The 18,836-nt window shown below is 71.3% G+C and carries 18 protein-coding genes; 9 read left to right on the forward strand and 9 right to left on the reverse strand.

The window, feature by feature from the left end:
• Positions 1-502: 502 nt before the first annotated feature.
• From ABD297_RS19870 to ABD297_RS19880, 3 genes are all read left to right on the forward strand, one after another.
• The gene (locus ABD297_RS19870) at positions 503-3,121 is read left to right on the forward strand and encodes an ATP-dependent Clp protease ATP-binding subunit (protein ID WP_344256840.1); all 2,619 of its coding nucleotides are present in this window, start codon (positions 503-505) and stop codon (positions 3,119-3,121) included.
• A 132-nt stretch (positions 3,122-3,253) separates the two neighbouring features.
• Positions 3,254-4,525 carry an LCP family protein gene (locus ABD297_RS19875; protein WP_344256841.1) on the forward strand — a complete coding sequence of 424 codons (1,272 nt, stop codon included), beginning with the start codon at positions 3,254-3,256 and terminating at the stop codon, positions 4,523-4,525.
• Positions 4,522-5,028 (forward strand): amino-acid N-acetyltransferase, encoded by a 507-nt coding sequence (locus ABD297_RS19880; RefSeq protein WP_344256842.1) that lies wholly within the window; start codon positions 4,522-4,524, stop codon positions 5,026-5,028. Before ABD297_RS19875 ends, ABD297_RS19880 begins: the two co-directional genes overlap by 4 nt.
• A 182-nt stretch (positions 5,029-5,210) precedes the next feature.
• Here ABD297_RS19880 and ABD297_RS19885 read toward each other — a convergent pair whose 3' ends face one another.
• From ABD297_RS19885 to ABD297_RS19895, 3 genes are read right to left on the reverse strand one after another with little or no spacing between them, the layout of a single operon-like run.
• Positions 5,211-6,152, reverse strand: a complete 942-nt coding sequence (locus ABD297_RS19885; RefSeq protein WP_344256843.1) for an ABC transporter ATP-binding protein — start codon at positions 6,150-6,152, stop codon at positions 5,211-5,213.
• A complete protein-coding gene (locus ABD297_RS19890; protein ID WP_344256844.1) occupies positions 6,149-6,967 on the reverse strand; it encodes an ABC transporter permease in 819 nt (272 codons plus the stop codon). The genes ABD297_RS19885 and ABD297_RS19890 overlap by 4 nt, the downstream gene beginning before the upstream one ends.
• Complete coding sequence (locus tag ABD297_RS19895) at positions 6,960-7,754, reverse strand: ABC transporter permease (protein ID WP_344256845.1); 795 nt, start codon at positions 7,752-7,754, stop codon at positions 6,960-6,962. Before ABD297_RS19895 ends, ABD297_RS19890 begins: the two co-directional genes overlap by 8 nt.
• Before the next feature lie 163 nt (positions 7,755-7,917).
• On the opposite strand from ABD297_RS19895, the gene ABD297_RS19900 reads away from it, so the two are divergent.
• Positions 7,918-8,307, forward strand: coding sequence for a pyridoxamine 5'-phosphate oxidase family protein (locus tag ABD297_RS19900; RefSeq protein WP_344256846.1), 390 nt, complete (start codon positions 7,918-7,920; stop codon positions 8,305-8,307).
• A gap of 25 nt (positions 8,308-8,332) precedes the next feature.
• Here ABD297_RS19900 and ABD297_RS19905 read toward each other — a convergent pair whose 3' ends face one another.
• Genes ABD297_RS19905 through radA form a run of 3 tightly spaced genes read right to left on the reverse strand, consistent with a single transcriptional unit; the run spans position 8,333 to position 11,792 of the window.
• Positions 8,333-9,226, reverse strand: coding sequence for an HhH-GPD family protein (locus ABD297_RS19905; protein ID WP_344256847.1), 894 nt, complete (start codon positions 9,224-9,226; stop codon positions 8,333-8,335).
• Between the two features lie 20 nt (positions 9,227-9,246).
• Positions 9,247-10,323, reverse strand: coding sequence for a DNA integrity scanning diadenylate cyclase DisA (gene disA, locus ABD297_RS19910; protein WP_344256848.1), 1,077 nt, complete (start codon positions 10,321-10,323; stop codon positions 9,247-9,249).
• Positions 10,324-10,376: 53 nt separating this feature from the next.
• Complete coding sequence (radA, locus tag ABD297_RS19915; protein ID WP_344256849.1) at positions 10,377-11,792, reverse strand: DNA repair protein RadA; 1,416 nt, start codon at positions 11,790-11,792, stop codon at positions 10,377-10,379.
• 72 nt (positions 11,793-11,864) lie between these two features.
• Between radA and ABD297_RS19920 the strand changes: the two genes are divergently transcribed.
• Together ABD297_RS19920 and ABD297_RS19925 are read left to right on the forward strand one after the other, a co-directional pair.
• On the forward strand, positions 11,865-12,137 hold the full coding sequence (locus ABD297_RS19920) for a hypothetical protein (protein ID WP_344256850.1): 273 nt from the start codon (positions 11,865-11,867) through the stop codon (positions 12,135-12,137).
• Positions 12,138-12,331: 194 nt separating this feature from the next.
• Positions 12,332-12,664: a histone-like nucleoid-structuring protein Lsr2 gene (locus ABD297_RS19925; RefSeq protein ID WP_344256851.1), complete on the forward strand. Its 333-nt coding sequence runs from the start codon at positions 12,332-12,334 to the stop codon at positions 12,662-12,664.
• Between the two features lie 84 nt (positions 12,665-12,748).
• On the opposite strand, the gene ligD (ABD297_RS19930) is transcribed toward ABD297_RS19925, so the two are convergent.
• Together ligD (ABD297_RS19930) and ligD (ABD297_RS19935) are read right to left on the reverse strand one after the other, a co-directional pair.
• A complete protein-coding gene (ligD, locus tag ABD297_RS19930; protein ID WP_344256852.1) occupies positions 12,749-13,636 on the reverse strand; it encodes a non-homologous end-joining DNA ligase in 888 nt (295 codons plus the stop codon).
• The gene (gene ligD, locus ABD297_RS19935; protein WP_344256853.1) at positions 13,636-14,583 is read right to left on the reverse strand and encodes a non-homologous end-joining DNA ligase; all 948 of its coding nucleotides are present in this window, start codon (positions 14,581-14,583) and stop codon (positions 13,636-13,638) included. The genes ligD (ABD297_RS19930) and ligD (ABD297_RS19935) overlap by 1 nt, the downstream gene beginning before the upstream one ends.
• 18 nt (positions 14,584-14,601) lie before the next feature.
• Between ligD (ABD297_RS19935) and ku the strand changes: the two genes are divergently transcribed.
• From ku to ABD297_RS19950, 3 genes are all read left to right on the forward strand, one after another.
• The gene (ku, locus tag ABD297_RS19940; protein WP_344256854.1) at positions 14,602-15,552 is read left to right on the forward strand and encodes a non-homologous end joining protein Ku; all 951 of its coding nucleotides are present in this window, start codon (positions 14,602-14,604) and stop codon (positions 15,550-15,552) included.
• Between the two features lie 81 nt (positions 15,553-15,633).
• A complete protein-coding gene (locus ABD297_RS19945; RefSeq protein WP_344256855.1) occupies positions 15,634-16,860 on the forward strand; it encodes an acetyl-CoA hydrolase/transferase family protein in 1,227 nt (408 codons plus the stop codon).
• A gap of 252 nt (positions 16,861-17,112) precedes the next feature.
• On the forward strand, positions 17,113-17,844 hold the full coding sequence (locus ABD297_RS19950; RefSeq protein WP_344256856.1) for an SDR family oxidoreductase: 732 nt from the start codon (positions 17,113-17,115) through the stop codon (positions 17,842-17,844).
• A 179-nt stretch (positions 17,845-18,023) separates the two neighbouring features.
• Here ABD297_RS19950 and ABD297_RS19955 read toward each other — a convergent pair whose 3' ends face one another.
• Positions 18,024-18,821, reverse strand: coding sequence for a sugar phosphate isomerase/epimerase family protein (locus ABD297_RS19955; protein WP_344256857.1), 798 nt, complete (start codon positions 18,819-18,821; stop codon positions 18,024-18,026).
• Positions 18,822-18,836: the final 15 nt, after the last annotated feature.

Here is an 18,836-nt window from a genome sequence, read left to right on the forward strand (position 1 = left end):
GCTCCTCGACCAGGTCCATGACGAGCCGGATCGCGCGCTCACGCAGCTCGTCCGGGTACTTCCTCGGTGCTGGCATGACTCCACCCTTTCGCGGGTTGGGAGCCTCCATCAATCCCGGAGCGGTTCACCCGGCCGAGTCAGCGCGCCAACTCAGCCCTGGCGCAACTCGAGCCGCCGATTCGGCAGGACCGGCACGCCAACTCAGCCCGGGCGGATCCGGCAGGTGAGCAGTCATCCCTTGAAAGGGCGCCGCAGCGAGAGGGGGGGTCAAAGTCCGGCAGGGCAGTGCTCGCGGGTCCCGGGCGGGTACGACACGGCATACGCAAGGATGACGGCACCCCGATCGGCGGCCTGTCCGCTCACGGCGAACAGCGGCAGAACCTGAGCCGATGACGCTCAGGATGGGGAACAGGAGGGACACCACCGGCGTTGGTCGGGGTGTGCTCGTCCACAGCGGGCACGGATAGCATCGAGATGTCTCTCGATCAGTCAGGAGAAGAACATGTTCGAACGGTTCACCGACAGGGCCCGAAGGGTGGTTGTCCTCGCGCAGGAGGAAGCTCGCCTGCTCAACCACAACTACATCGGGACCGAGCACATCCTCCTGGGTCTGATCCACGAAGGCGAAGGCGTCGCCGCGAAGGCCCTCGAATCGCTCGACATCTCGCTCGAGGCGGTCCGGGCCCAGGTCCAGGAGATCATCGGCCAGGGGCAGCAGGCCCCGACCGGCCACATCCCCTTCACGCCCCGCGCGAAGAAGGTTCTCGAGTACTCGCTCCGCGAGGCACTCCAGCTCGGCCACAGCTACATCGGCACCGAGCACATCCTGCTCGGGCTGATCCGCGAGGGCGAGGGCGTCGCCGCCCAGGTCCTCGTCAAGCTCGGCGCGGAGCTCAACAAGGTCCGCCAGCAGGTCATCCAGCTGCTCTCCGGCTACCAGGGTGGCCAGAGCGGCGAGAAGGCCGGCGCCGGTGTCGGCCCCGGCCAGGCCGAGGGCACGCCCGCGGGCTCCCTCGTGCTCGACCAGTTCGGTCGCAACCTCACGCAGGCTGCCCGCGAGGGCAAGCTCGACCCGGTCATCGGGCGTGAGAAGGAGATCGAGCGCGTCATGCAGGTGCTGTCGCGCCGCACCAAGAACAACCCCGTCCTCATCGGCGAGCCCGGCGTCGGCAAGACCGCCGTCGTCGAGGGTCTCGCGCAGGACATCGTCAAGGGCGAGGTGCCCGAGACGCTGAAGGACAAGCAGGTCTACACCCTCGATCTCGGCTCGCTCGTGGCCGGCAGCCGCTACCGCGGTGACTTCGAGGAGCGCCTGAAGAAGGTCCTCAAGGAGATCCGCACCCGCGGCGACATCATCATCTTCATCGACGAGATCCACACCCTCGTCGGTGCGGGTGCCGCCGAGGGCGCCATCGACGCCGCGAGCATCCTCAAGCCGATGCTCGCCCGTGGTGAGCTCCAGACGATCGGTGCGACGACCCTCGACGAGTACCGCAAGCACATCGAGAAGGACTCGGCGCTCGAGCGTCGCTTCCAGCCGATCCAGGTCCAGGAGCCGACGCTCCCCCACACGATCGAGATCCTCAAGGGCCTGCGCGACCGCTACGAGGCCCACCACCGGGTCACCATCACCGACGCGGCGCTCGTCGCGGCGGCCAACATGGCCGACCGCTACGTCAACGACCGATTCCTGCCCGACAAGGCCATCGACCTCATCGACGAGGCGGGCGCGCGACTGCGCATCCGCCGGATGACGGCTCCGCCGGACCTGCGCGAGTTCGACGAGAAGATCGCCGCCCTCGTGCGCGAGAAGGAGTCGGCCATCGACGGCCAGGACTTCGAGCGCGCGGCCCGCGTCCGCGACGACGAGAAGCGCCTGCGCCAGGAGAAGTCCGCCCGTGAGGCCCAGTGGAAGTCGGGCGACATGGACGTCGTGGCCGAGGTCGACGAGGAGCTCATCGCCGAGGTCCTGGCTGCCAGCACCGGCATCCCGGTGTTCAAGCTGACCGAGGAGGAGTCCAGCCGCCTGCTCCACATGGAGGACGAGCTGCACAAGCGCATCGTCGGCATGGACGACGCCGTCAAGGCGCTCTCCCAGGCGATCCGCCGCACCCGTGCCGGCCTGAAGGACCCGCGCCGCCCCGGTGGCTCGTTCATCTTCGCCGGCCCCACCGGTGTCGGTAAGACCGAGCTCGCCAAGACGCTCGCCGAGTTCCTCTTCGGCAGCGAGGACGCGCTGATCCAGCTCGACATGTCCGAGTACTCCGAGAAGCACACGGTGAGCCGCCTCTTCGGCTCGCCTCCCGGCTACGTCGGCTACGAAGAGGGCGGCCAGCTCACCGAGAAGGTGCGCCGCAAGCCGTTCTCCGTCGTGCTCTTCGACGAGGTCGAGAAGGCCCACCCGGAGATCTTCAACTCGCTGCTGCAGGTGCTCGAGGACGGCCGCCTCACCGACTCCCAGGGTCGGATGGTCGACTTCAAGAACACCGTCATCATCATGACGACCAACCTCGGCACGAGGGACATCTCCAAGACCTCGCTCGGCTTCTCGGCCGGTCCGGACACGCTGTCGGACTACGAGCGGATGAAGGCCAAGGTCACGGACGAGCTCAAGCAGCACTTCCGCCCGGAGTTCCTCAACCGTGTCGACGACACCATCGTGTTCCCGCACCTCAACAAGGCGGAGATCACGCAGATCGTCGACCTCGAGATCGCCAAGCTCGACAAGCGGCTCAAGGACAAGGACATGGGCATCGAGCTCACGCCTGCGGCCAAGGACCTGCTCGCCAAGAAGGGCTACGACCCCGTGCTCGGTGCGCGCCCGCTGCGTCGCACCATCCAGCGCGAGATCGAGGACGCCCTGTCGGAGAAGATCCTCTTCGCCGAGTTCACGTCCGGTCAGTACATCAAGATCGACACCGAGGGCGAGGGCAAGGAGGAGAAGTTCACCTTCTCCGACATGGCCCACCCGGACTCGGCCCACCGTCCGGCTGACGACCTGCCGGAGCTTCCCGAGGGCGCTGCCCTCGACGAGGCCCTCGGGGTCAACATCACGGCCGGCCCGTCCGTGCCCGACGACCAGGTCTACCCCGACGCGGGGCTGACCGGCACGGAGCGCTGAGCGCCGCAGAGCGGATCGACCGAAGGGGTCGGGGACACAGGTCCCCGGCCCCTTCGTCGTCCCCGACACCGCCCGCTGTCTGCAGGTCGAGGCCGTCCCGCGTCCCGGGAACCGGTCGTCTACGGTGGGGCGGTGACCTCCGAGCACCTGCCCCCCGGCCGGCCGCACCTTGATGGCGTATGCCGTGTCGCCGGCTCGCGAGGTCGCCTCGCCTCGCGCACGGGCACCGTCGCCGTCGCCGTCGCACTGGCCGCTTCCGTGAGCCTCGGAGCCTGCACGAGTGGGGCCGGTGGCCAGCCCGCGAGCGGTTCGGAGGGCTCGGCCTCCCCGTCGTCGTCGCAGGCAGGTGCCACCTCCCCCGGCGACGCGAACGCCTCCGGCGTCTCCGTCACGGGAGCGCCGGCTCCGCTCGCTGACCTGGTCCGCTCGGTGTACACCGGTGGCGACCTCACGCAGACGTCCTCGCCCACCGCTGCCCGGGCACTCAAGCCGCGCAAGGCCGCCGGCGGGCCGGTGGACGCCACCGCGAAGGTCGGGTCGTGGATGGGCACCCCGGTCGCCGTCGTCACCGCCGGCGATGACGTGACGCTCGCCGTCGGCCCCTCGTGGAAGGTCGTCGGCGGCTGGTGGCCCTCGCTCGGCGTCGCGAAGCCGAGCCTCGGCGGCGGGCCGCGGTGGGTGCTCGCCATCGGCTCGGACGCCCGCAAGGGTCAGCCTCTCGAACGCACCCGAGCCGACGTGCTGCAGGTCATCGGCATCGACGGCAACGGTGGCGGCGGGGTCATGGGGATGGCGCGCGACCTGTGGGTGCCGCTCTCGACCGGCGGCAAGGGCAAGATCAACTCGGCCATGGTCTTCGGCGGCCCGCGGGCCCAGGTCGCCACGGTCAAGGCCGTCACCGGGCTGCCCGTCGAGGGCTACGTCGTGCTCGGTTTCAGCGGCTTCATGAAGATCGTCGACGAGCAGGGCGGCATCCCCATCGTCATCCCCAAGACCGTCGTCGCCTCGCACGCCCGCAACATGGTCATCAAGGCCGGCCCGCAGACCCTGACCGGTGCCCAGGCGCTGGCCTACGCCCGCGAGCGCAAGACCCTTCCCGACGGCGACTTCGGCCGCTCCCGCCACCAGGGGGAGGTCATCCTGGCCGCCGCCGTCAAGGCCAAGCTCGCCGGGCCGATCGCCATCCCGGCCGCCCTGACCAGCTTCAGCAAGGTCGGCACGAGCAACCTCACCGCGGAGCAGATCCTGACCTTCACGGCCGGACTGCACCAGCTCAGCCCGCTCAAGGTCGGCCGCGGGGTCGCCAAGGGAGCGTTCGGCTGGGCCGAGAAGCAGTCGATCGTCGTCCTCGGTGACCAGGCTCGGAGCCTGTTCGCCGAGTTCCGCGACGGGAACCTCTCGTGAACGCGGCCCAGCCGGTCATCCGGCGCGCCCGCACCGCCGACGTCCGCGCCATCCGGGCCCTCGTGGCCCCGCTCGCGGAGCGCCGGGTGCTCGTGAGCAAGGAGGCGGTCACCTACTTCGAGTCCCTGCAAGAGTTCCGGGTCGCCGACCTCGACGGACGGGTCGTGGGCTGCGGGGCGCTGCACGTCATGTGGGAGGACCTCGCCGAGATCCGCACCCTGGCCGTGGCGCCCGACCAGCTCGGCACGGGCCTCGGCGGCCGGTTGCTCGAGTCGCTCGTCGAGGACGCGCGCGAGATCGGCGTCGAGCGGCTGTTCTGCCTGACCTTCGAGACGGACTTCTTCGTGCGGCACGGGTTCGAGGTGATCGAGGGGCAGGCGGTCCCGATGGACGTCTACGCCGAGCTGCTGCGGTCCTACGACGAGGGTGTTGCGGAGTTCCTGGACCTCGAGCGCGTCAAGCCCAACACGTTGGGCAACACGCGGATGCTGCGCACCCTCTGACCCCGACCCGGCGCCACCCACCACCCCTGACTCGGGTGCCCCCGGCGTCCCACCGGTCGCACGGAAGGTCGTCGGCAGGTGGCACACGTGAGGTCACGGGGCCACTCGACTGCAGCGGACGGCATACCTGAGTGAGGCAGGTGAGGTCACGGGGCCACTCGACCGGGCCGGGGGGCGGGGCGTCAGTCGCGGCCGGAGGCGGCGTAGATGCGTCGGACGACGTCCTCGATGTCGGGCTCCTCGATGGTCAGGTCGCGCACCTCGTGCCGGGACGAGACGTGGGCCAGGACGGCGGCGACCGTCGTCGACCCGGCGTCGAACGCGAGGCGCTGGCGCAGGCCGTCGGACTCGCTCTCGACGAGAGTCGCGCCCGGCACGTCCCGCAGGTCGGGCGTCGGGGAGGCGAGGTCGATGACGAGGACGCGCTGCGCGCCGACGGTCGCGGCCAGGCCCGGCAGGGTGCCGTCGAAGGCGAGCCGGCCGTGGTCGACGACGAGCACGCGGTCGCAGAGCCGCTCGATGTCACCTATGTCGTGCGTCGTCAGCAGCAGCGTCGTGCCCTGCTCCCGACGCTCCGCCACGAGGAACTCGCGCAGCCGCTGCTTCGAGAGCACGTCGAGCCCGATCGTCGGCTCGTCGAGGACGAGCAGCTCCGGCGAGTGCAGCAGCGCCGCCGCGATCTCGGCGCGCATCCGCTGGCCGAGCGACAGCGAGCGCACCGGGGTCCCGAGCTGCGGACCCATCTCGAGCTGCTCGACGAGCAGGTCGGTGCGGGCGCGGGTCGCCGGCTCGTCCATGCGGTGGATCGCCCCGAGGATCGCGAACGAGTCGCGCAGCGGGAGGTCCCACCAGAGCTGGGACCGCTGGCCGAAGACCACCCCGACGCGGCGGGCGACCTCGACCCGCCGGCGCATCGGGTCGAGCCCGCAGGTGCGCACCTGCCCCGAGGTCGGCTTCAGGATGCCGGTCAGCATCTTGATCGTCGTCGACTTGCCGGCGCCGTTGGCCCCGATGTAGCCGACCGCCTCGCCGGGAGCGACCGAGAAGGTCATCCGGTCGACGGCGCGCGTCTTGCTGAAGTCGCGCACCAGCTCGCGCGTCTCGATGATCGTGTCGGTGCTCATCCGCCTGCTCCTTGGTAGTGACGGGTCCCGAGCCTCCAGCAGAGACCGGCGATGCCCCAGGCGAGCAGCGCCGCGAGGGGGGTGCACCACGCCAGCCAGTGCGGCGCGAGGTGGTCACCCGGCAGGCCCAGGACGGCCACGGCCGGGATGTAGGCGACGAAGGCCGTCGGCACGACGAACGTCCAGAAGATGCGCAGCGGTCCGGGGAAGACCTGCTGGCTCTGCTGGGCGGCATACGACCCGCCGTAGGTGAAGGCGTTGGTGAACTCGGCGCCGTCGACGAGGAAGAACTGGAGCCCGCCCGCGGCGGTGAACAGCGCCGAGAAGATCGCGGTCCCGCTGAGGACGGTGAGCACGATGAGCGCGACGGTCGACACCGACCAGGTGATGGGCGCGGTCACCAGCGCGACCGTGAGGGCGACGAGGGCGACGGTGAGCCGGCCGATCCGGCGCAGCGACAGGTCGCTCGTCATGAGCTGGGCGAGGAGCGGCAGCGGACGCACGTAGAACGCGTCGACCTGGCCGGCGCGGATGTAGCGCGGCAGCTGGTCGAGGTGGCCGACGAACATGTCGGCCAGCGAGAACGCGAGGTTCGAGAGGGCGAAGACGAGCAGCGCCGCCGTGAAGTCGAGGCCACCGAGCACGTCGACGTTGTGGAAGATGACCCAGACCTCGGCGAACTCCGCCAGACCGACGCCGACCGTGCCGAGGATGTCGGTGACGAAGGACGCGCGGTACTGCATCTGGGCGCGGGCACGGGAGGCGAGCAGCACCCGGTAGGGGCGAAGCCGCTCGGACCAGGTCTCGTCAGCCACCCTGCACCTCCAGACGACGGCGGCCGGCCCGCAGCACGAGCTGCCCCAGACCGAGCAGCGCGGCGGCCCAGAAGACCTGCACGGCCACCGCCGAGGCGATGTCGGACCCGACGACCCGCCCGGCGAGGATGTCGATCGGGCTCTGCAGCATCGACGGGAACGGCGACCAGTTGGCGATGGTCCTCAGCCAGTCCGGGAACCACGGCACCGGGAGGTAGAGCCCGCAGAGCAGTCCGCCCGTGATCATCCACATGAGCGTGATGCCGCGGATCTCCACGAGCCAGAACGCGAGCAGGTTGATGACGAAGTTGCCGGCGAAGGCGACCACCACGGCGAGCACGACGGAGACCGCGCCCGCCGCCCAGCTGACCGCCGACGGCGGCCACGCGATGTCGAAGAGCAGCGCCCCGAGCAGGATCGCCGGCAGGCCACGACCGACGAGGTTGATGCCGGCACGACCAAGATCGCCTGCGAGATAAGCCAGCTGGGGATCGACGGGCCGCAGGAAGTCGACGGCGATGTCACCCGTGCGCACCCGGTCCTTGACCTCGGCGAAGCCCCACAGGTTGACCGTGCCGAGAAGGGCCTGTCCCCACCAGACGAAGGCGAGCGCCGTCGGGGAGTCGTAGCCGCCGATGGAGGTGCCGGCCGACGCGAGCGCCGCGAGCAGGACCGAGGCCCGGATGAAGCCGAAGACCGAGTTGGTCGTCACTCCGGCGAGCAGCGCCAGGCGGTAGGTCGAGTGCCGGCGGAAGCCGGCTCGAACGAGCAGCCAGAAGGTCCTCATGACGCGTCGACACCCCCCTACGACCCAGCGCGCCCGGCAGATGGCACAAGGGGCGACGCTACAAGTCGTCGCCGTCCGCGGCAACCCCGGTGGCGGCACCCGTGGGCAACCGCGGCAGCGACCCCGGCGGCCCAGACCGCCGAAGGTCATCTACCGTGGGCCCGTGGCCCGATCCCCCCGCGACCTGTCCCCGGAAGCCCTCGAGTTCCTCGCCGTGCGACACCTGGCGACGTTGACGACGCTGCGGCGAGACGGCGCTCCCCACGTCACCCCCGTCGGGTTCACCTGGGACGCAGAGGCGCTCGTGGCGCGGGTCATCACCAGCCGGACGAGCCAGAAGACCGTCAACGCCGCCCGGGGTGGCCGCGCCGCACTCTGCCAGGTGGACGGTCGACACTGGCTGACCCTCGAGGGCACCGCCCGCGTCGTGGACGACGCCCCCGCCGTGGCCGACGCCGAGCGACGGTATGCCGCCCGCTACCGCGAGCCGCGCCCCAACCCCCAGCGCGTGGTCATCGAGATCGCCGTCGACCGGGTGCTCGGCAACCTCTGAGCGCAACGCCGCCGGGCCGGGCCGGTCACGCAGGGAGGCGGTAGAGCTCCCCGTCGAGCGGCTCGACCAGACCGTCGACGACGAGCGAGTCGAGACAGCGCATCACCTGCGCCCGGTCCTCGGCCGAGTCCTCCAGCATCGCGATCGGCAGGGTGGCATGGGCCTCGCGCAGACGCCGCAGCAGCTCGCCACGCACCTGTCGGTCGGTCCCGTGCCAGCTCTGACCGCGCCGCGGCGGGCCGTCGTAGGCCGGGCGACCCGCGACGTTCCAGGCGCACAGGTCGGCCACCGGGCACTCGTCGCACCTGGGCCCGCGGGCCACGCAGACGAGGGCCCCGAGCTCCATGACCGCGACGTTCCACGTGTTGGCTGTGGAGCGATCGTCCGGCATCGAGTCGGCGGCCAGCTGCGCCTCGGCGCGGTTGAGCGTGAGGTTCGGGAAGGCCTTGCCCTCGCGGGTGCGCGCCAGGACCCGACGCACGTTGGTGTCGACGACCACCTCAGGGATGCCGAAGGCGAAGCACGACACGGCCGCCGCCGTGTAGGCACCGACCCCCGGGAGGGCCAGCAGCTCCTCCGGACGGTCCGGCACCGCGCCGCCGTGCCGCTCCACCATCGCGGTCGCCGCCTCGTGCAGCCGCAGCGCCCGGCGGGGGTAGCCGAGGCGGCCCCACGCCCGCACGGCCTCGCCCGGGGCCGCTGCCGCCAGGTCGGCCGGGGTGGGCCAGCGCTCCATCCACTCACGCCAGATCGGCTCGACCCGGGCGAGGGGGGTCTGCTGCGACATCACCTCGGACAGGAAGACGCCCCACGCGCTGGCATCAGGCTCGCGCCACGGCAGGTGCTTGCGGCCCGCCTCGGCGTACCAGTCGTTGACGCGCTCGTGGAGCAGCGACAGCGGGACCTCGCGGGACGGCATACGACAGAAGGGTGCAGGGCTCAGACGTAGCGCTCGAGGATGCTGGACTCGGCCAGGCGCGAGAGGCCCTCGCGCACGGCCCGGGCCCGACCCTCACCGACGCCCTCGACGAGCATGAGGTCCTCGATGCCGGCCGCGAGCAGTCGCTGGAGCGACTCGAAGTGGTTGACGAGGCGGTCGACGATCGCCGTGGGCAGGCGAGGCACCTTGGTCAGCAGGCGGTAGCCCTGGGGCGAGACAGGCACGTCGAGGCTGTCGCCGACGACGGAGAATCCGACCGCCCGAGCACCGGCCGCGAGGTCGAGCAGCTCGACCGCGTTGAGCGTCTGGAGGTTGTCCAGAGCCTCGTCGACGTCGAGGCCGGACTTCGTCGCGGGAAGGTAGTCGCGGATGACGAGCTCGCGGTCGTTGCCGAGGCCGCCCACGAGCTCCTCGAGCTGGAGGCTGAGCAGGCGACCGTCGGTGCCGAGCTCGACGACGTAGTCCTGGATCTCGGCGGAGATGCGCCGCACCATCTCGAGGCGCTGGAGCACGGCGGTGACGTCGCGGACCGTGACGAGGTCCTCGATCTCGAGGGCCGAGAGGGTCCCGGTGACCTCGTCGAGGCGCGACTTGTAGCGCTCGAGGGTCTGCAGGGCCTGGTCGGCGCGCGAGAGGGTCGTCGGAGAGCCCTCGATGACGTGCCGCAGGTCGCCGACGTAGAGCGCGACGACGCCCATCGACTGGCTGACGGAGATGACGGGGAAGCCGGTCTGCTTGGCGACGCGCTCGGCCGTGCGGTGGCGCGTGCCGGACTCGGTGGTCTCGATGCGGGAGTCGGGGACGAGCTGCGTCGCCGCGCGCAGGATGCGGGTGCCCTCACGGTCGAGCACGACGGCGCCGTCCATCTTGCACAGCTCGCGCACGCGCGTCGCCGAGAACTCCATGTCGAGCACGAAGCCGCCCGTGCAGATCGAGTCCACGACACGGTCGAAGCCGAGCACGATGAGCGCTCCGGTGCGACCACGCAGGATCCGTTCGAGGCTGTCGCGCAGCTCCGTGCCGGGGGCTACCGCGGCGAGGGCCGCGCGGAGCAGCAGCTCGTCGTTCCGGTCCATCACTTCCCTGTTCGCAATGGGGACGCCGAGCGTCCCGCCCGGTCGCTCGCAGTCTAGACGGTGCCGACGGCGGCCGCGCTCGTTGACCGGCCACCGGCGAGGCGTCCCATCGCCTCGATGGCCCGCGGGACGTCCGCAACCTCGACAGCGCGCAGCCCTGCGGGCACGGCGGTGCCGGAGAGGCTCCCGGCCGGCACGAGCGCGTGGCGGAAGCCGAGACGCGCGGCCTCGGCAAGACGACGGTCGAGCCCGGTGACGCGCCGCACCTCCCCGGCCAGGCCGACCTCTCCGAAGGCCACGACGTCGGTGGCGAGGGGCTTGTCGACGACGGACGAGGCCACCGCGCAGACGATCGCGAGGTCGGCCGCCGGCTCGGTGATGCGGACGCCGCCGACGGTGGCCGCGAAGATGTCGCGCGAGGCCACCGGGGCCCCGGCACGCTTGTCGAGGACGGCGATGATCATCGCCAGCCGCGACGCGTCGAGCCCGCTGGAGGTGCGGCGCGGGGAGGGCAGGGTCGAGGTCGCGACGAGCGCCTGGACCTCGGCGACGAGCGGGCGCCGGCCCTCGAGGGTCACGGTGACGCACGTGCCCGGGACCGCGTGGTCACGCGTCGACAGGAACAGCCCGCTCGGGTCGGCGAGCCCGGTGATGCCGGCATCGGTCAGCTCGAAGCAGCCGACCTCGTCGGTCGGGCCGAAGCGGTTCTTCACCGCGCGCACGAGACGGAGCCCGGAGTGCCGGTCGCCCTCGAACTGGATGACGACGTCGACGAGGTGCTCGAGCAGCCGCGGTCCGGCGATCGAGCCGTCCTTGGTCACGTGCCCGACGAGCAGGACCGCGACCCCGCGGGACTTGGCTGCCGCGATGAGGCTGCCGGTCACCTCGCGGACCTGCGAGACGTTGCCCGCCTGCCCCTCGACGTCGGCGCTGGCGATGGTCTGGACCGAGTCGACGACGAGCAGGCCGGGCGAGCGCGCCTCGACGTGACCGAGCACGGTCGCGAGGTCGGTCTCGGCCGCCAGGTAGAGGGTGTCGGCCATCGCCGAGATGCGCTCGGCCCGCGTGCGGACCTGGGCCGCCGACTCCTCACCACTGATGTAGAGGACCTCGGAGCCGGAGCGGGCCGCGCGTGCGGCGACGTCGAGCAGCAGGGTCGACTTGCCGACCCCGGGCTCACCCGCCACGAGCACGACGCCCCCGGGCACGAGGCCGCCACCGAGCACGCGGTCGAACTCCGCGACCCCGGTCGGCCGCGCGGCCGCGCGGGTCAGGTCGACGTCGGCGATGCGCTGGGCGGGGGTGACGACGGTGGCCGCGGTCGTGCGCGCCGCGGCGGGTGCCCCGGTCTCGGCGACGGTGCCCCACGCGTGGCACTCCCCGCAGCGGCCGACCCACTTCGCGGTGGTCCAGCCGCACTCACCGCAGCGGAAGCCGGGAGTGCGTCGGGTCGTCGTCCTCGTAGCCATGGGCACGACCGTACGGCGCGGGTGCGACAGCGCCCGGACCGGCCTGCCGGACCGGCGTGAGAAAATGGCGGCATGGAATCGGTTCTGCCCTACGTCCTCGCCATCGTGCCCACGGTCGGCGTCGGCACGCTCTTCTACTTCGTCATCAAGAGCATCCTCGAGGGCGACCGTCGCGAGCGTCTGGCGCAGGCGCAGTGGGAGGCCCAGCACGGCGGGCACGCGGGCTCCGCCCGCCGGGCCGAGACGGTGCCGACGCAGCCGGACGGGACCACGCCGACCGGGACCACACCGACCGGGATGAGCCAGAACGGGACGACGCCGCAGGCCCCGACGAAAGAGCGCTGACCTCCCCGCAACGCTTTCACCCACCGGCGGCCATAAACGGCAATCGCCGCCTTCCGGCGTGGCTCTTTCAATAACGATGGGCACCGTTTTCACGGATGGAAATGCATTTATCGGCTCGTGGCGCTAAATTGATCTTGCCCGCGAGTCCCGCATTCGTGGATTCCCTCCGTAACACAATTATCAGATGGAGAAAAATGGCTCAGCGTGTCGAAGTGGTGTTGATCGATGACATCGATGGCGGTAATGCTGCCGAGACCGTGACATTCGCCCTCGACGGTGTCACCTACGAAATCGACCTGAACGACAAGAATGCCCGCAAGCTTCGCGACGACTTCGCGACGTGGACGGGGCACGCCCGTCGCGCCGGCTCGGCCAAGGCCGGTTCGCGCCGCCGTGCGGGTTCGGGTGCGGCCAAGCGCACCGACCTCGCCGCCGTGCGTGAGTGGGCTCGGGCCAACGGCCACGACGTCTCGGACCGCGGCCGCATCTCGGCCGACGTCCAGGCGGCCTACGACAAGGCGCACTGACCGAGCGCTTACCGCACGACCGAGAGGGCCCGGCACATCACAGGTGCCGGGCCCTCTCGCGTCCCCTACCCCGTCGCCCGGGGGTCAAACAGCGATCGCCGCAGCGAGGTCGCCGTCACGCGCCACACGCTCGAGCACCTCGTCGGCCGTCAGCTGGACGAGCTCCTCGTCGCCCGAGGCACCCGCCTCGATCTCGTCCCACGCGCGCGGCGCCGCCACGGTCGGCCGGTCGCGTCCGCGCAGCGAGTAGGGGCAGACCGTCGTCTTGGCGGCGACGTTCTGGCTCCAGTCGAGGAACACCTTGCCGGGCCGCAGCTCCTTGGCCATCTTCCACACGACGAGGTCGGGGTGGGCCTTGGTCAGCTCCTGCGCGAGCTGCTGGACGGTGTCGCGGATCTCGTCGCTCGTATGCGAGCCGGGCAGCACGGCATACAGCTGGAGTCCCTTGCTGCCACTGGTGACGGGGAGGGTGTCGAGCCCGATGCCGCCGAGCCGTTCGCGCACGATCAGGGCGACGCGCGCACACTCGTGCAGCCCCGTCCCGGGTCCGGGGTCGAGGTCGATGACGAGACGGTCGGGGTTGAGAGGTGCTGCGTCGCGACCCTCCCCCGCGTAGCGCCACTGGTGCACGTGCAGCTCGAGGGAGTTGAGGTTGGCGAAGTAGGTCAGTCCCGCGAGGTCGTCGATGAGCGGGAAGACGGGGTCGCGGCCCGCGCGACGAATCCACGCCGGGGTCCCGGCGGGGATGTTCTTCTCGAAGAACTGCATGTCACCGACCCCGTGCGGGAAGCGGATTCGCGTCACAGCGCGGTCGCGCAGGTGCGGCAGGATCACCGGCGCGATGCGCGCGTAGTAGTCGAGCACCTGCGCCTTGGTCGTGCCGGCGCGGGGGTACATCACCTTCTCGAGACTCGACAGCTTCATCCGCCGACCGTCGACCTCGACGGTCACCTTGGTGGGCTGGTAGGCCATCACTCACCGTCCGCGTGGTCGTCGACGTCACCCGGGGTGAGGTCGCCGCGCAGGCCTTTGTATGCCGGCTGGCGCAGCTTGCCCTGCCCGCTGAGTCCCAGCGACTGCACGTCGGCGACGAGGACAGGGTGCACCCAGGTGGCGCCGGACGAGTCCTCGGCGGGGACGTCTGTGGCGAAAGGGGATTCGTCGGAGGTCAATGACTCGAGGTCGTGCATCAGGGCCTGCCCCGTCTTGCCGGCGAGGCCGGAGCCCACGCGCCCCAGATAGCGCAGTCCGCCCGGTCCCGGGACCCCGACGAGCACCGCACCCAGCCGGCGCCTGACCGTGCCGGTCGACTCGGGGCGCCAGCCGCCGATGACGACCGACACGGTGCCGCGGTGCGGTGACTTGAGCCAGTGGGGCGACCTCAGGCCGGGGACGTAGACCGAGTCGACGCGCTTGGACACGATGCCCTCGAGGCCCTGCTCCTTCGTCGCGGCGTGCAGGGTGACGCCGTCGGAGAACGTCGGCGGCGTCTGCCATCGCGGCTCCGCGAGCTCGAGGCGCTCGAGCGTCGCCCGTCGGTCGGTCCAGGCCCGCGAGAGCAGCTCGACGCCGTAGAGGCGCAGCAGGTCGAAGGTCATGAGGGTGACGGGAGCGGCCTCGGCGAGCATCGCCGCCCGCCGGCCGTCGGTGACGTGGAACCGCTCGGCCATCGCCGCGAACGACGGCACGCCGTCGCGCATCGAGACGATCTCTCCGTCGAGGAGCATGTCGGCGTACTCGTCGGCGAGCCCGTGCAGCTCGGGAAAAGCCACGGTCACGTCGCGTTCGGTGCGGGAGAAGAGGCGCAGCTCGCCGTCCGTGACGTCGGCCAGCACACGCATACCGTCCCACTTCACCTCATGCTGCCAGCGGTCGCCGACCGGAATGGTCGTCGTTGCCGTCGCGAGCATGGGGCGCATGGGTGCATTCTTGTTCCCATGCGAGCCATCTGGAAAGGCGCCGTGTCGTTCGGCCTCGTCAATGTGCCGGTCCGACTCTTCTCGGCGACGGAGAACCACGACGTGCAGTTCCGGCAGGTCCACGAGAAGGACGGCGGCCGCATCAAGTACCAGCGCGTCTGCTCGATCGACGGCGAGGAGGTGCCCTACTCCGACATCGCCAAGGGATATGAGGCCGCCGACGGGCAGATGGTCGTGCTGACCGACGAGGACCTCAAGAGCCTACCGACGCGGTCGACGAAGGAGATCTCGATCGAGAAGTTCGTGCCCTCGGAGCAGATCGACCCGCTGCTCTTCGACAAGAGCTACTACCTCGAGCCGGACAAGACCGGTCTCAAGCCCTACGTCCTGCTCCGCGACGCGCTCGAGAAGGCCGACCGGATGGCGCTCGTCACCGTCTCGGTGCGCACGAGGATGACGCTCGCCGTGCTCCGCGTGCGCGACGGGGTCATCGTGCTGCAGACGCTGCTGTGGGCCGACGAGGTGCGCGCCCCCGAGTTCGAGTCGCTCTCCGAGGAGACGCACGCGACCGCGAAGGAGCTCGCCATGGCGAGCTCGCTCGTCGACTCCCTGTCCGGCGACTACGAGCCGGAGGAGTTCGAGGACGACTACGCCGAGGCGGTGACGCAGCTCGTCGCGACGAAGATCGAGGGGGGCGAGCTCACCGAGACGCCCGAGGCCAAGGGCGAGGAGACCGAGGTCGTCGACCTGCTCGCCGCCCTGCAGCGCAGCGTCGACAAGGCCAAGGCCGCCAAGACCGGCGGCTCGCCCGGTGACTCCGGCTCGTCGGACGAGGGGTCGGCGAAGAAGACGGCCGCCAAGCCTGCGGCCAAGAAGGCGACGACGAAGACGGCTGCGAAGAAGACGGCCGCCAAGACGACAGCCAAGAAGAGCACGACGAAGAAGGCGGCCACCAAGAAGGCGAGCTGACCCCGGTCGCGCCGCTGGCGACGTTGGTCACGTCGACGGCATACGCCCTCTTTCGGGCACCTGCTGCGCGAGGATGAGGACGTGCGGACGGCGACGATCGATGAGCTCACCCAGCGGCTGCGGACACTTCCCGAGAACCCTCGTGTGGTCGTCAGCGGGAACATGGCGGTGCCGTGGGAGGCGGTGCGGGCGCTCGACGAGGCCCAGGCGACCTACGTGCTGCACGCGCTCAACGCGCCCGCCGGGCTGCCGACGCGCGAGGGCGTGACCGTCGAGACGTGCTTCGTCGGCCCGGGCATGCGTCGCCACCCACGCCTCAGCTACGTGCCCTCCCGCCTCTCGCTCGTCCCGCTGCTCTTCGGTCGCGCGCTGCCGCCCGACGCGGTGCTGCTGCACTGCGCCCCGCCGCGGCACGGCCAGGTGAGCATGGGCCTGGAGGTCAACGTGCTGCCCGCGGCGCTCGAGGCGTGCCGCGCCCGCGGCGGGCTCGTCGTGGCCGTCGTCAACCCGCAGATGCCCTACACGTTCGGCGACGCCGAGGTGCCGCTCGAGCACATCGACCTCGTGGTCGAGGTCGACGCGCCCATGGCGTCGCACGCAGCCGTCCCGCCCGACCCCGAGAGCCAGGCGATCGGCGAGCGCGTCGCGGCCATGGTCGCCGACGGCGCCACCATGCAGCTCGGCATCGGCGCCGTGCCGGACGCGACGCTCGCTGGGCTCACGACGCGCCGTGGCATCCGGATGTGGACCGAGATGTTCTCCGACGGCGTGCTCGCGCTCGACGCGGCCGGCGCGCTCGACCCCGAGCAGCCGCTGGTCACCTCGTTCTGCTTCGGGTCGGCCGAGCTCTACCGGTGGCTCGACGGCAACCCGCGCGTGCGGATGATGCGCACCGAGAAGACGAACGACCCCGGCCTCATCGCGTCCCAGCGGCAGATGACCTCGGTCAACACCGCGCTCGAGGTCGACCTCTTCGGCCAGGCGAACGCCTCGCGGATCAACGCCCGCATCCACTCCGGCTTCGGCGGCCAGACCGACTTCATCGTCGGCGCGCTGCACTCCCCCGGCGGCCAGTCGTTCATCGCGCTGCGCTCGTGGCACCCCAAGGCGGACGTGTCGACGATCGTGCCGCTGCTCGACGAGCCCGTCACGAGCTTCCAGCAGAGCGCCATCGTCACCGAGCACGGTGTCGCGCCGCTCTGGGGGCGCAGCGAGAAGGACCAGTGCCGCGACATCATCGAGCAGTGCGCCCACCCGCGCGTCCGAGACGACCTCTGGGAGGAGGCGCAGGCCCTCGGCCTCGCCTGACAACATCCCGAGCACGTATGCCGTCCCCTCCCCTTCGTCGAGTGGCCCCGTCGTCACACCGCCGGCCCCCTCACCCCCGTCGAGTGGCCCCTTCGTCACACCGCCGGCCCCCTCAACCCCGTCGAGTGGCCCCGTCGTCACAGTGGAGCCCTCGAGGGTGGGACGCGTGGGACGAGGAGGCCACTCGAGAGTGGGACGCGTGGGGTGGGGAGGCCACTCGAGGGGGCGGGGGGCGGCTCGTAGGGTGGCTGCATGAGTGAACAGACACGACCGGTGGCGGTCGTCACCGGCGGCACGCGCGGCATCGGGCTCGCCATCGCCCGCGACCTCGCCGACACCCACCGCCTCGTCATCGGCGGACGCAGCCGCGAGTCGGTGCACGAGGTCGTCGCGTCGCTGCCGTCGGCCGAGGGTCTCGTCGCCGACCTCGCCGACTGCTCCCCCGGCGGCTCGCTGGCGACGGCTCTCGAGGAACTGGTGCCTCGCCTGCCGCGCGTCGACGTCCTGGTCCACTCGGCCGGCGTGCTGCGCAACGGCACCGTGGCCGAGGCTCCCGTGGCGGACTGGGCCGACTCGATGACCGTCAACGTCGTCGCCGTGGCCGCCGTGACCCGTGCCCTGCTGCCGGCGCTGCGCGCCGCCCACGGCCTCGTCATCACGGTGAACTCGGGATCGGGCTTCACCGCAGGGCCCGCGTCCGGCGCCTACAGCGCGTCGAAGTTCGCCCTCCGGGCCCTCAGCGACTCGCTGCGCCAGGAGGAGCGGGAGCACGGGGTCCGCGTGACGTCGCTGCACCCCGGCCGGGTCGACACCGACATGCAGCGCGAGCTGGTCGAGTTCGAGGGCGCGGAGTACGACGCCGGCTCCTACCTCGACGTGACCTCGGTGGTGCGTGCCGCACGCCTGGCCATCGACGCCGGACCGGACGCGAGCGTCGACATGGTCTCGGTGCGACCCCGCGGCTGGCGCCCCGCCGCCACCTGACCGCCACCACGAAACCGCCACCAGGTAATTGCCCCCGCCCCCACCTGACCACCACCTCCCCGACCCCGACCCGCCGCCCCGGCAACACGCCGAGCAGCCACCAAGTGCTGCGGGTGTAGCCGGCGCGGTCGGCTGGTGCTCGGTGTGTTGCGGGCAAGGGCGGCGCGGCTCGGGGCGGGTCAGATGCGGCTGGCTCCGCGGGTCGGCATGGTGGCGAGCCGCGCGAAGGCCAGCGCCTCCGCGAGGTCGACCTCGCGCTGCTCCCGCCCGACCTTGCGGGTCGAGACCTCTACGACCACCTCGCCGGTCCAGCCCGAGTCCGCCAGGTGCTCGAGCACGGCCGCGCAGGGCTGCCCGCCACGCCCCGGGACGAGGTGCTCGTCGAGGAAGGAGCCCAGGCCGTCGGCCAGGTGCAGGTGCGCCAGACGGCCACCGAGTCCCCGCGCCATGGCGAGCGCGTCCGAGCCGGCGGTCGCCGTGTGCGACAGGTCCAGCGTCACGTTGTCGTAGGGCTGGGCCACCGGGTCCCAGTGCGGCAGGTAGGCCATGACGTCACGACGGGCCGTGCGCCAGGGGTACATGTTCTCCACCGCGAGCCTGACCCCCGACTCGTGCTCACGCAGCGCGACCCCGTCGACGAAGCCCGCGGCATACTCCCGCTGCCAACGGAACGGCGGGTGCAGCACGACGGTGCCCGCGCCGACCTCGAGCGCGAGGTCGATGGAGCGGTCGACCTTGCCCCACGGGTCGGTGCCCCAGACGCGCTGCGTCAGCAGGAGGGTGGGCGCGTGCACCGAGACGATCGGCAGCCCGTGCAGCTCCGAGAGCGCCCGAAGGGCACCGGCCTCCTGCGTCACCGGGTCGGTCCAGACCATGACCTCGATCGCGTCGTAGCCGAGCCGGGCCGCGGTCGCGAAGGCCGTCGCCGCGTTGTCGGGGTAGAGCGAGGCGGTCGAGAGCCCGACCCGGATGGTCATGCGGCCATTGTGCGC

The sequence above is a fragment of the Terrabacter carboxydivorans genome, from assembly GCF_039532035.1.
Classification (GTDB): Bacteria; Actinomycetota; Actinomycetes; order Actinomycetales; family Dermatophilaceae; genus Terrabacter; species Terrabacter carboxydivorans.